The organism is Nonomuraea sp. C10 (genome assembly GCF_008017515.1).
GTDB classification, from domain to species: domain Bacteria; phylum Actinomycetota; class Actinomycetes; order Streptosporangiales; family Streptosporangiaceae; genus Nonomuraea; species Nonomuraea ferruginea.
The window spans coordinates 1,441,811-1,454,680 of record NZ_VPFF01000003.1 but is presented as its reverse complement, the minus strand read 5'-3'; the positions used below and the strand labels follow the sequence as shown (position 1 = coordinate 1,454,680).

Sequence of the window (12,870 nt, the reverse complement as noted above, 5' to 3'; positions counted from 1 at the left end):
CTCCTTGATCCGGGAGCCGCTCCACGGCTCCCGATGGGTGGCTAAAGGCGGATCACTCGGGGAGGGTCCCGATGCGACCCATGTCGAACGCCTCGCTCATGTGGAGCGGCAGCACGTTGTCGCCGCCGATCTCCTTGATGCGGACCATCTGGTCGTAGGCCTCGAACAGGTCGGTGTGTCCGCCGGGGGGGATCACCTTGAAGTGCTCCGACTCCTCTTCCGAGGGGTAGAAGTTCTCCTTGAGCACGCACATCCCGGCGATGACGTAGGTGCCCTCGGAGGTCTTGACGATCGCCGACTGGCCGCCTTGGGTGTGGCCAGGGGTGAGGATGAGGTCGAAGCCCTCGGCGATCTGGTGGTCGCCGTCGAGCTTGGTCAGGCCCATGTCCTCGATGCGCTGGTAGTGCTCGGCCGGGGCGAACGACGTCGCGAACATCTCGTGAGAAGGGGTGTTGTCCCACTCGGCGCGCTGGACGAAGATCTCACTGTCGCTGAACGGATCCATGGTCATGCAGTGGTCCCAGTCCAGGTGCGTCAGGACCGTGACGTCGATGTCGGAGGCCTTCATCCCGCGCTCGCGCAGGTGGGACTCGATCGGCTTGACGTCGACGACGTCGGCGAAGACCTGGCCGACGTGGACGAGTTCCCTGTCGACCGGGCGGATGTGCTGGTTGTAGTCGTCCGCGCTGCAGCCGACGTCGATGAGGGCGGCGAAACCGGGCTTGCGGATCAGCCAGGCGACGTAGGGGACGTCGATCGCGACACCCGCGTTGTGCATGTAGGTGAAGCGACTCTTCTCTCGGTGCGGACCGTAAGCCACGACCAGCGGCTCAATGGTGAACAACTCGATCCTCCTCAGGGGGCCGTGCAGGCATCTGCTCGGGTGAGACGACCGTCGTCCTGGAACTGAACACTCAACCAGCCCGTAGTGGAACTGAACGATCAAATAGCAGCGAAAAACGTTTGGGGGGCTCGCCTCCGCGTCTGTGCGCTGGACACTAGCCGAGAAATTCCGATTGCGGTAGTACTAACTGTATGCGCAAATAGTTTTCGCCCGAAACAAGCCCGGCGACGCTCGTGAGCCTTAGGCTGGGCGGCACAAGGTCCCCCGTAACCGCCGAGGGCGCGACGGGCACCTCACGGGGAAGCACACGACCACGAGGACAGGGATGAAGACGACACGGCAGACGCCGGTGGCGGGGCCACCTGCGAAGCGTGCCCGGAAGGTCCGCGACGCCGAGCGGTCACGGATCGCGATCCTCGACGCCGCGGAGCAGCTCTTCGCCGACTTAGGCTTCCAGGGCGCCTCGCTGGCGGCGATCGCCGAACGGGCCTATGTCTCGGTCGGGCTGCCGGGCTACTTCTTCGGCTCCAAGGAGGACCTCTACCACGAGGTGCTGCAACGGGTCTTCGAACGGCGCGACGCGGCGCTCGAGTTGGTGGCGACCGAAGCCGAGCAGCTCCTGGAGGCGTCACCCGGCGACGGGGAGGCGGCGCTGCGCCGGCTGATCGGCGGCTATGTCGACTTCCTGCTCGACAACCCGACCTTCGTCTCTCTGCTCACGCGCGACGCGCTCGAACGCGTCGGCCGGCGCGAGGGGCAGCCGCGGCACTCCCAGCGATTCGCCGACCGGATGATCAGGATCATGGCCCAGGCCGGCGTGGTGGAGGCGGACGAAGCCCCCGAGCAGCTCTTCCTGAGCCTGATCGGGATGTGCTACTTCCCTCTTGAGCACGACGCGACCATCGTGGCCGGCATGGGACAGCGGGCCTGGGCGCAGGCGTTCCAGGAGAAGCGGGTGGCCCACATCGTGCGGCTGCTCCGCCCGTCCGCCTAGCTCTCTCCGGGGGGCCGGTCCCGGTACGCACCGGGCCGCCCTGTATACCTAACACCGACCGAACGATCACTCAGTCTCCATCGCAGACCGGGGAGGTAGCGGGATGAACGAGAGACGCTGGACGGCGCTCTACCCACAGGCGGTGACGGACGCCCGGCCCGTCGGCCACACCTCGCTCGCCGAGGCGTGGCGCGAGCGGGTGCGACGGGAGCCGGACGCCCGCGCGCTCGCGTACTTCGACGGCGCCATGACCGTCCGGGAGGCCGACGAGGCCAGTGACGCCCTCGCGGCCGCGTACCGCTCCCTCGGCACCCGGCACGGCGACCGGGTGGGGATCTACTTGCAGAACATCCCGCAGTTCGCCCTCTCGTTCCTCGCCCTGTGGAAGCTCGGGGCGACGGCGCTGGTGCTCAACCCGATGTACCGCGGCCAGGAGCTGCGGCGGCTGATCGACGACTCCGGCGCGGTCGGGGTCGTCTGCGCCGACGCCGACGTGCCGCAGGTCTCCGAGACCCTGTCCGGCAGCTCGGTGCGCTGGACGGTGAGCACCTCTCCCCTCGCCTTCCAGACCCGCGACGACCCTCGGGTGTTCGGTGAAACCGAACGGAAGGCGCCCGCCTCGCACGGTGACCTGGAGGAGCTGATCGAGCGGTTCCGGGGCGACGTCGTGGAGTCGCCGGAGCTGACACCGGACGACGTCGCGCTTCTGACGTACACCTCCGGCACGACCGGGCCGCCCAAGGGCGCGATGAACACGCACGGCAACGTGCTCTCCGTCGCCGCCGGCTTCGCCACGTGGGTCGGCCTCCGGCCCGGCGACGCGGTGTACGCGATGGCGCCGCTGTTCCACATCACCGGCTCGGTCATCAACGCGGTCATCGCGATGATGCATGACGCCGTGCTCGTCCTGACCGGCCGGTTCCGTCCCGAGGTGGCGATCGACGCCTTCGTCGAGCACCAGGTGACCTTCACGATCGGGTCGATCACCGCGTTCAACGCGATCTACCAACTGCCGCACGCCTCGCGGGAGCATTTCGCGTCGATGAAGTCGGTCTACAGCGGCGGCGCGCCGATCCCGCCGTCGACCATCGAGCGGTTCCGGGAGCGGTTCGGCGTCTACATCCACAACGTCTACGGGATGACCGAGACGTCCTCGGGGGTGATCGCCGTGCCGCTGGGCGCGGAGGCGCCGGTCGACGAGGCGAGCGGGACGCTCTCCATCGGCGTGCCGCTGCCCGGCCTGGACGCGCGGGTCGTGAACGCCGCCGACGAGCCGGTCGGACCGGGCGAGCAGGGCGAGCTGGCGCTGCGCGGGCCGCAGGTGGTGCCCGGCTACTGGCGCAAGCCCGAGGCGACCGCCTCGACGATGCCCGGCGGATGGCTGCACACCGGCGACGGGGCGATCATGGACGCGGCGGGCTGGGTCTACCTGGTGGACCGGCTCAAGGACCAGATCAACACCTCCGGCTACAAGGTCTGGCCGCGCGAGGTCGAGGACGCGCTCTACGCCCACCCGGCGGTGCACGAGGTGGCGGTCGTCGGACGGCCGGATGACTATCGAGGGGAGACCGTCGTGGCATACGTGTCACTCAAGGCCGGCGAGTCGGCCGAGGAGAAGGAGCTGATCGCTTTCACCCGCGGGCGGCTGGCGGCCTACAAGTGCCCGCGCGAGATCCACCTCGTATCCGACCTGCCCAAGACGCAGACGGGGAAGATCCGGCGCAACGTCCTGCGGGACGGCGACGGGCCGGGGGCCGGCCAGTGACCGGGTTGCCGCGCCTGGCGGGGCGCGTCGCGATCGTGACCGGGGCCAGCCGGGGGATCGGCCTGGCCATCGCCGAACGGCTCGTCGCCGAGGGCGCCCGGGTGTGCGTCACGGCCCGGAAGCCGGAGCCGCTGGAGGAGGCGGCGGCGTCCTTCCCGGAAGGCTCGGTGCTGACCGTGTCCGGCCGGGCCGACGACCCGGAGCACCGGTCCGAGGTGTTCTCGCGCGTGCTGGCCGAGTGGGGCCGGCTCGACGTCCTGGTCAACAACGCGGGCATCAACCCGGCGTACGGTCCGCTCACGGACCTCGACCTGGACGTCGCCCGCAAGATCATGGAGGTCAACGTCCTGGGCACCCTCGCCTGGACCCAGGAGGCCGTCCCCCACGGCGTGGGCTGTGTGGTCAACGTGACCTCGGTGACCGGGGACGTGCCGTCGGAGGGGATCGGGATGTACGGCATCTCCAAGGCCGCCGTCTCCCACCTCACCCGGACCCTCGCCGCCGAGCTCGGGCCGGACGTACGCGTCAACGCCGTCTCGCCGGCGGTGATCAAGACACGGTTCTCCCGTGCCCTGTACGAAGGCAAGGAGGCGGAGACCGTCGCGCGGTACCCGATGAAGCGGCTCGGCGCCCCCGAGGACGTCGCCGGCGCCGTCGCGTACCTGGTGTCGGACGACGCCGCCTGGGTGACCGGCCAGATCCTCACCCTCGACGGCGGTCTGCTGGTCGCCGGAGGGACCGCCTGAGCGGCGCGGCGGGGTCAGCCGGCCCGCAGCAGCGCGACCGCGTAGTCGGCGTACCGCCGGGCCACCTGCTCCGCCGACAGCGGGCCGTCGGGGCGGAACCACGACGGCAGCGAGGTGCACATGGTCGCGACGGCGCGGGTCGCGGTCCGCACGTCCGCCGGCGCCCCGCCGTCCACGGCCACCGCCCTCCGCGCCTGCTCGTCGAGGAGGTGCTGCACCTCGTCGCGGAGCGCGGTGATCCGGGCGCGCTCCGCCGGGGCGAGGCTGCGCATCTCGCTCGCGCCGAGAAAGGCCAGGTCGGCGCGGAGCGCGTGGAACAGCGCCAGCGCCTCGACCATCCGCGCGAACCGCCCGAGCTCGCCCCCTTCCCCGTCGGCCGTCTCGTCGCGCGCGGCGATCAGCCGCCACCGGATGTCGGCCATGGTCAGGTCGAGCAGCCGCACCAGCATGTCCTGCTTGCTCGTGTAGTGGTGGTAGACGCCGGCCACGCTCAGCCCGGCCTCGGCGGCCACCTCGCGCATCGTGGCCGCGTGGTATCCACGGGCGACGAAGACCCGCAGCGCCGCGGCCAGCGCCGGGTCGAGCCCCAACGCCCCGAAGGCCCGCCAGTCGTCTCCCTCGGGGCCGGCCGCGGCGGGCTCCGGCACCCGCACCGGGTCACCGCCCAGCAGCCGCGCCGCCGGAACGTCCAGGACCTGGGCCACCTCGCCCAGCCGGTCGACCGTCAGCGGGGTGCGCCCGGTCTCTAGAGCGCTCATCGTCGCCGGGCTGACGCCGACGCGCGCCGCCAGCGCACGCAGGCTCAGCCCACGCGCGAGGCGCGCGGCCCGGATGGCGGCGCCTGTAGTGTGTTCAGCCATACCGAACACACTACTCCACCACGCCCGCCGATTGCGCTGGTTAAGGGTGTTCGCTCACTGAGAGACCCCGCCTTTGGCGACTGAACGCACGTTCGGTACCATGCGCTCATGAGCAGCATCGACCCCGCCGCCCTGACCGGTCTCGACCGGCTCGCGCCAGCCCTGGCCGAGGCCACCGAGGACGACCGCTGGCGCTCCTGCACCGCAGAGCTGATCATCGGCGGGAAGAGCAATCTGACCTTCACCCTGCGCAGCGACGCCGGCGAGCTCGTGCTGCGCCGGCCGCCGACAGGACACCTGCTGCCGAGCGCCCACGACATGGCCCGGGAGGCCAGGGTCCAGCGCGGGCTCGCCGAGACGGACGTGCCGGTGCCCCGCATCGTGCTGGTCGACGAGGGCGACCTGATCGGCGTCCAGTTCTACGTGATGGAGAAGGTCCCCGGACACGTCGTCCGCGACCGGACGCCCGACGGCTGGGCGGAGACGCCCGAGGAGCGGCGGGCGATGTCGTTCGCCCTCGCCGACACGCTGGCCGCCCTGCACGCCGTCGACTACGACGCGGTCGGCCTCGGCGACTACGGCCGCCCCGAGGGTTTCATGGCGCGTCAGGTCCGCCGCTGGTCCGGCCAGTGGGACAAGAGCCACACCCACGAGGTCCCCGAGATGGAAGAGCTGGCCCGGCGCCTGGCCGCCGACGTGCCGCAGCAGCAGCGCGCCACGATCGTCCACGGCGACTTCCGCACCGACAACGTCGTGTACGACGCCGGCGACCCGGCGCGGATCAACGCCGTCCTCGACTGGGAGCTCTCGACGCTCGGCGACCCCATGAGCGACGTCGCCCTGCTGATGCTCTACTGGCGTGAAGCCGACGACGACGGCCTCAGCCTGGTCCCGGGCGTCTCGCACCTGCCGGGCTTCCCCACCCGCGCCGAGATGCTCGACCGCTACGCCACCGCGGCGGGCGTCGACCTCGCCGACCTGACGTGGTACCAGGCGTTCGCCCACTTCAAGTTCGCCGTCATCGTCCAGGGCGTCGCCGCGCGCTCCAAGGCCGGCGCGATGGGCGGCCAGGACTTCGGCGACCTCGACGACCTCGTCCTCCGGCTGGGCGCCGAAGGGCTCGACCACCTGAAGGAGCACTGACATGGACTTCGCTCTCTCTTCCAAGGCTCAGCGGACCTGCGACGAGATGTGGGACTTCATGCGGTCCCACGTGTTCCCGGCCGAGCCCGTGTGGGCGGCGTACCTCGCCGAGCACGGGCCGCACGAGCACCCGCCGGTGATGGAGGACCTCAAGGCGGAGGCGCGGCGCCGCGGCCTGTGGAACCTCTTCCTGCCCAAGCTCTCCGGGCTCTCCAACGTGGAGTACGCCGCCGTCGCCGAGATCTCCGGCTGGTCTCCGGTGCTCGCCCCCGAGGCGATCAACTGCCAGGCGCCCGACACCGGCAACATGGAGACCCTCGAACTGTTCGCCACCCCCGAACAGCGTGAGCGGTGGCTCGAACCACTCCTGGAAGGGCGGATCCGCTCGGCGTTCGCGATGACCGAGCCCGACGTCGCCAGCTCCGACGCCACCAACATCCAGACCCGGATCGTCCGCGACGGCGACGAATACGTCATCAACGGCCGCAAGTGGTTCATCACCGGCGTGGCCGACGCCCGCTGCGAGATCTTCATCGTGATGGGCAAGACCGACCCCGACGCGGAGACGTACCGCCAGCAGTCGATGGTGCTGGTCCCCCGCGACACCCCCGGCCTCACCATCGAACGGCACCTGCCGCTCTTCGGCTACCAGGACCAGCACGGCCACTCCGAGATCGTCTTCCGCGACGTCCGCGTCCCGGCGGCCAACCTGCTCTCGGGCGAGGGCGACGGCTTCATGATCTCCCAGGCCCGTCTGGGGCCGGGCCGCATCCACCACGCCATGCGCGCCATCGGCATGGCCGAGCGGGCCCTCGCCCTCATGGCCGACCGGGCCAAGAGCCGGGTCGCGTTCGGCAAGCACCTCGCCGACCACGCCAACGTGCAGGACGCCATCGCCCAGTCCCGCATCGACATCGACCAGGCCCGGCTGCTCGTCTACGACGCCGCCTGGAAGATCGACCAGCACGGCGCCAAGGGCGCCCGCAAGGAGATCGCCGCCATCAAGGTTGCCGCCCCCGCCATGGCCTGCGCCGTCATCGACCGCGCCATCGAGCTGTTCGGCGGCGCGGGCATCTCCGACGACACCCCTCTGGCGTACTTCTACGCCTGGGCCAGGGCTCTGCGCATCGTCGACGGCCCCGACGCCGTCCACCGCCGCACCATCGCCCGCATGGAGCTCAAGCGCACCCCGCCGTACGTGGGGTGAGCGGTTGCTGAAACCCGCCAGCGAGAAAATCCGCCGGATCGTTAGAATTCCGGATCTCCGCTGACGACGGGAGCTTCGCTTGAGGCTGGAGATCAGGTTGCTCGGCCCGCTGGAGGTCGAGGCCGACGGCGACACGGTCAAGATCGTCGGAGAGCGACGGATCGGCGTGCTGGTCCGGCTCGCCCTGGACGCGGGACAGGCCGTACCCGCCGAGCTGCTTCTCTCCGACGTGTGGGCGAGCAGCTCCGCCGCGACCGCCGCCAAGCAGTTGCACATCGTGGTCTCGAAGCTGCGCGAGGCGTTCGCCGCCCACGGCGGCGCGGAGGCCATCGAGACCGTTCCCGGTGGCTACCGGCTCGCGGTCGAGCGGGATCAGGTGGACGTCCACGTCTTCGCCCGCCTGTCCAGGCAGGCCCGCGCCGCCCGTGCGGAGACCGCCGACGCGTTGTTCCGCGGGGCGCTGGAGCTGTGGCGGGGGCCGGCGCTGGCCGAGGTGGACGCTCCCTGGGCGGGGATCGAGGCCGAGCGGCTGGAGGCGGAGCGGCTGACCGTGCTGGAGGACCATGCCGAGCTGCGCCTGGCCGCGGGTGACCACCGAGCCCTGGCCGGCGACCTCGCCGGGCACGTCCGGGCGCACCCACTTCGGGAGCGTCCCGCCGCCCAGCTCATGCTCGCCCTGTACCGCGACGGGCGGGCACCCGAGGCGCTCGACGTCTACCAGCGCCTGCGTCGCGTCATGGTCGGTGAGCTGGGCGTCGAGCCCGGCGCCGAAGCACGCCGGCTGCACCAGGCCATCCTCGTCAAGGATCCCGTGCTTGACCTGCCTGAGGTGCGGCAGATCACGCCGACCGCTCCGGCGGGCCTCCCTGCCGACATCCAGGAGTTCACGGCGCGGACGGCCGAAGTGGAGCGGCTGCGCGCCGACCTGGCGAGCGACGCCGCGGTCATCGTGATCGACGGGCCCGGCGGCATCGGCAAGTCGGCGCTCGCCGTACATGTCGCTCATATCGTCGCCGAGCGCTTCACCGATGGCGTCATCTACGTCGACCTGCGTGGTTCCACTGCCGGGCTCGCCCCGCTGGCCCCGATCGAAGCGCTCCGCCACCTGCTGCGCTCCCTGGGGCTGGACGGCGCCGCCGTACCCGCCGGCACCGAGGAGGCCGCCGCCCGCTACCGCTCGCTCACCGCCGCGGGCGACCTGCTGGTCATCCTCGACAACGCGCACGACGTACGCCAGGTCCGCCCGCTCATCCCGGCCGGGCGGGGCTGTCGCGTCCTGATCACCAGCCGGGATCCGCTGGCCACCCTGAACAACGCCCGGCACCTGCACCTCGGCAGACTCGACGAGCGTACTCACGTGGGGTGATTCGTAACGGCACGAGGGACGGGTATGCCGGGAGTATGTACCGCCGTGATCGTTTTTCACCACCTGCCAGGCCTGATAGAGGCCATGCCGCCGTTTCCTACTCCGCCGCCGCGCAAAGACCTACGACCCGGACCATTCTGGCCGCGGCGGCCCTGGGCGTCTCGACGGTGTGCCTTCCGCATCCGGCCACGGCGGGCTCCCCCGGCCTGAGCGCCTACGACGCGCTGGTGCTCTCGCACCGCCCGGTCGCCTACTGGCGACTGTCGCACCCCTCAGACGGTACGGAGAGCGACCGCACCGGCAACGGCCACAAGGGGACCTTCCACGGCGTCACCAGCACGGTCCGCCTGCCCAACCAGGACGGCGCCGCCGTCTTCGACGGCTCGTCAGGATATTTCGAGATTCCCACCGCCAAGCAGTTCCACATCTCCACCACGGGCGCGTTCACCATGGAGGCGTGGATCAGGCCGCACACTCTCCAGTTCGCCGACGGAAACCAGACCGGCTACGTCCACTTCATGGGCAAGGGCACGAAGTCGGGCAGCGGCGGCGATCGCGAGTGGGCGGGTCGCATGTACTCGAAGGTGAACAAGGAGAACCGGCCCAACCGCATCTCCGGCTACGCGTGGAACCTCGACGGCGGCTTCGGCGCCGGGGCGTTCATCCAGCAGCCGGTCAAGGTCAACGAGTGGATCCACTACGCCGTCACGTTCGACACCTCGGAGGGCGCGTACGGCAAGGTCCGGATCTACCGCGACGGCGTGCCGGCGGGCACGGACAACCTGGTCTACCGCCCCGGCACGGACGACGAGGTCGTCATCAGGCCCAAGCCGGGTCCGGCGCCCGTCCGGGTCGGCACCCGCGACGGGGAGTCCTCCTTCAAGGGGGCGATCGGAAAGGTCGCGCTCTACGACCGCGAACTGACGGCAGCGGAACTGCGCTCGCACTACGCCGCGATGACCGGACCGGCCACGCCGGACCTCGACTCTGACGGCGTGGGCGACGTCTTCTCGGCCGCCACCCGGACGCCGACCGTCGGGAACGGCAAGGGCGGCAACAGGTTCGGCCCCGGCCGGGCACCCTATCTCTGAGGAAAGCCGCCGGACCGTCGCGAGACATACCGGCGATATACCGCACTCTCGTACGCTCCTTCCCTGATGACACTGGAGATCGGGTTCCTCGGACCCTGGCAGATCAAAGTGGACGGGCAGCCCGTACGGCTGGCGGGCCGCCGCCGCGTCGCCGTGCTGACGCGCCTGGCGCTGGACGCCGGCCGACCCGTCACCACGCGTCAGCTCGTCGCCGACGTCTGGGGGCAGACCCCGCCCACCACGGCCGGCAAGCAACTCCACATCGTGGTGTCGAAGCTGCGTGACGTGCTCACCCCCGGCGCCATCGTGACCGTGCCCGGCGGCTACCTGCTGGACCTGCCCCGCGCGCAGATCGACGCGCACCACTTCACGCTGCTGGCCGGCCAGGCACGGATGGCCCGCGATCGGGGCGAGACGGGCACGGCCGACGGGCGGTTCCGGCAGGCGCTGGCCCTGTGGCGGGGGCGCGCCCTGGCCGAGCTGGACGACCCGTGGGCGCAGGCCGAGTCGAGGCGGCTGGAGGAGGAACGCCTGGCCGTCTTCGAGGACCACATCGATCTGCGGCTGGCCGCGGGCGACCATCACGCGGTGGTGGCCGACCTCGCTCCGCACGTGCGGGCCCACCCGCTGCGGGAGGGACCGCGCGCCCAGCTCATGCTGGCGCTCTACCGATCGGCCCGGCCGGCCGAAGCGCTCGCGGTCTACCAGGAGGGGCACACCGCCCTGGTCGAGGAGCTCGGCCTCGAACCGGGCGCGCGACTGCGCCGGCTGCAGGGCGCCATCCTCACCAGGGACCCCGCACTCGACCTCGCCGCACCGGCGCGGTCCAGCACGATCATCCCCGCCGAGCTGCCCGCCGACACCCGGTCGTTCACCGCCAGGCAGGAGGAGGTGAGGTGGCTGCGTGAGGCGCTGCTGCACGCGGACGTGGCCGTCATCGACGGGCCCGGCGGCGTGGGCAAGTCGGCCCTCGCCGTTCATGTCGCGCACACGATGTCCGGACGGTTCCGCGACGGCGTCATCTACGTCAACCTGAACGGCGCCACCCCCGGACTGCACCCCCTGCCCGTGCTCGACGGCCTCGGCCACCTGTTGCGGTCGCTGGGGCTGGACGGCTCAGCCGTACCGGCCGACGTGGAGGGGGCGGTCGCCCGCTACCGGTCGCTCACGGCGGCGGGCGAGCTGCTCGTGATCCTCGACAACGCGCTCGACGCCCACCAGGTACGGCCGCTCGTCCCGGCCGGCGCGCGCTGCCGGACCGTCATCACCAGCCGCGCCGCCCTGACCACGCTCGACGACGTCGGCGACGTTCGTCATCTGCACCTGGCCGGGCTCGCCGACCGGGATGCCGTCACGCTGCTCTCCCGGATCGCCGGTCCCGACCGCGTCCAGCGCGAGCCGGAGGCCGCCGCGGAGATCGCCGGGCTGTGCGGCGGCTTCCCCCTGGCCGTCCAGGTCGCCGCCGCCCGCTTGGCGGCTCGGCCCGACTGGCGGCTGGCCGACCTCGCCGACCGCCTGGCCGACGCCACCCGGCGCCTGGACACCCTGCAGTACGACGACCTGGCCGTACGCGCCAGCATCGCGGTCAGCCACCGGCACCTGCGCGAGGAGCCCAGCGGCCACGACGCCGCGTACGTTCTCCCGCTCCTGGGCCTGCTCGACACGCCGACCCACACCCCGGCCGCCACCGCCGCCCTGGCCGGCTGGCCCGAGCCACGGGCGGAGGCGGCACTCCGACAACTCCACGGCACCCGTCTCCTGGAAGCCGTGAGCCGCGACCGGTACCGCTTCCACGACCTCATCCGCCTGTACGCCAGAGAACAGGCCGCCGGCGAGCTGTCCGAGACGGACCGCGCGGCCGCGCTCCACCGCGGGTTCCACCACTACCTGGCCACGGTCAACACCGCCACACAGCTCGTGCACCCCCAGGTGCAGAATCCCTATTACGGGGCGGAGCAGCCCGGCGTCGCGCTCGCCGACGCGCGGGAGGCCGGCGAATGGACCGAGGCGGAGCGGGACAACCTCCTCGCCGTGACCCACCAGGCGATCGAGTCCGCCGACCCGCCCGTCGCCCTCGGACTGGCCCTGGGACTGCACATGCCGTTCAACTACCGCGGCTGGGTCACGCACCTGGCCGACGTCCACCTGCACGCGATCGAGGTGGCCGCCCGGTGCGGCGACTGGGCCGGTCAGGGGCAGGCGGGGAACTACCTGGGGTGGGTCTACCGCGACCAGGGGCGCCACCAGCAGGCGATCGAGCAGCTGGAACGGGCCGCGGTGTGCTGGGAAAAGGCCGCCCTGCCGCACCGGAGAGCCGGATCCTTCAACAACCTGGGCATCATCAACACCATGCTGGGACGGCTCGACCTCGCCCACACCCACCTGTCACGGGCCCTGGCCATCGCCGAGGAGATCGGCGACGGCTATGCGCGCGGGGCCATCCTCAACAACCGCGCCCACGTGTTCTACCGGCAGGGCCGGTTCGATGACGCCATAGCCCAGGCGAAGGAGGCGACCGCGGTGTGGACCGGCACCCTGTACGGGGAGGGCCTGTCCCGCGCGACCCTGGCCCGCGCCTACATGCACGCCGGGCGCCTGAAGGAGGCTGCCGACACCTACCGGGTGGCGCTGACGCTCCTGCGCGAAGGCGGATACCGCATCGGCTACGCCGTGGCCTCCTGGTGGTCCGGCCAGACCCTGCACACCCTGGGCCGGCCCGCCATGGCGTGGAGGGACTGGCACGGCTGCTTCACCGCACTGCTGGAGTCCCGCCTGCTGACCCGCTCGGAGGTGGACGAGCTGCTCGATCAGCCTGTTCCGGACATGCCGCGGCCGATCAGGAACATGCTGTAGG

General features: G+C 71.3%; 10 protein-coding genes. 8 read left to right on the top strand and 2 right to left on the bottom strand.

Annotated elements, in window-relative coordinates; genetic code table 11:
* Positions 1 to 52 precede the first annotated feature (52 nt).
* A complete protein-coding gene (locus FR742_RS38495; protein WP_148036162.1) occupies positions 53 to 844 on the bottom strand; it encodes an MBL fold metallo-hydrolase in 792 nt (263 codons plus the stop codon).
* 325 nt (positions 845 to 1,169) lie between these two features.
* Between FR742_RS38495 and FR742_RS38490 the strand changes: the two genes are divergently transcribed.
* The 3 genes from FR742_RS38490 to FR742_RS38480 all read left to right on the top strand — a co-directional run bounded on the left by FR742_RS38490 (position 1,170) and on the right by FR742_RS38480 (position 4,349).
* Positions 1,170 to 1,838: a TetR/AcrR family transcriptional regulator gene (locus FR742_RS38490; RefSeq protein ID WP_148036161.1), complete on the top strand. Its 669-nt coding sequence runs from the start codon at positions 1,170 to 1,172 to the stop codon at positions 1,836 to 1,838.
* Between the two features lie 103 nt (positions 1,839 to 1,941).
* The gene (locus FR742_RS38485) at positions 1,942 to 3,603 is read left to right on the top strand and encodes a class I adenylate-forming enzyme family protein (RefSeq protein WP_148036160.1); all 1,662 of its coding nucleotides are present in this window, start codon (positions 1,942 to 1,944) and stop codon (positions 3,601 to 3,603) included.
* 5 nt (positions 3,604 to 3,608) lie between these two features.
* Positions 3,609 to 4,349 (top strand): SDR family oxidoreductase, encoded by a 741-nt coding sequence (locus FR742_RS38480; RefSeq protein WP_148037220.1) that lies wholly within the window; start codon positions 3,609 to 3,611, stop codon positions 4,347 to 4,349.
* Positions 4,350 to 4,363: 14 nt separating this feature from the next.
* Here the strand turns inward: FR742_RS38480 and FR742_RS38475 are convergent, their stop codons facing one another.
* A complete protein-coding gene (locus FR742_RS38475) occupies positions 4,364 to 5,209 on the bottom strand; it encodes a TetR family transcriptional regulator (protein WP_148036159.1) in 846 nt (281 codons plus the stop codon).
* Positions 5,210 to 5,317: 108 nt separating this feature from the next.
* On the opposite strand from FR742_RS38475, the gene FR742_RS38470 reads away from it, so the two are divergent.
* The 5 genes from FR742_RS38470 (at position 5,318) to FR742_RS38450 (ending at position 12,869) form a co-directional block, all read left to right on the top strand.
* Positions 5,318 to 6,352, top strand: a complete 1,035-nt coding sequence (locus tag FR742_RS38470; RefSeq protein WP_148036158.1) for a phosphotransferase family protein — start codon at positions 5,318 to 5,320, stop codon at positions 6,350 to 6,352.
* 1 nt (position 6,353) lies between these two features.
* Complete coding sequence (locus FR742_RS38465) at positions 6,354 to 7,559, top strand: acyl-CoA dehydrogenase family protein (protein ID WP_148036157.1); 1,206 nt, start codon at positions 6,354 to 6,356, stop codon at positions 7,557 to 7,559.
* A 79-nt stretch (positions 7,560 to 7,638) separates the two neighbouring features.
* Entirely contained in the window at positions 7,639 to 8,925 is a 1,287-nt protein-coding gene (locus FR742_RS38460; protein WP_148036156.1) for an AfsR/SARP family transcriptional regulator, read from the top strand.
* 167 nt (positions 8,926 to 9,092) lie between these two features.
* A complete protein-coding gene (locus FR742_RS38455) occupies positions 9,093 to 10,016 on the top strand; it encodes a LamG domain-containing protein (protein ID WP_187281573.1) in 924 nt (307 codons plus the stop codon).
* 66 nt (positions 10,017 to 10,082) lie between these two features.
* A complete protein-coding gene (locus tag FR742_RS38450; protein WP_148036154.1) occupies positions 10,083 to 12,869 on the top strand; it encodes a BTAD domain-containing putative transcriptional regulator in 2,787 nt (928 codons plus the stop codon).
* Position 12,870 lies beyond the last annotated feature (1 nt).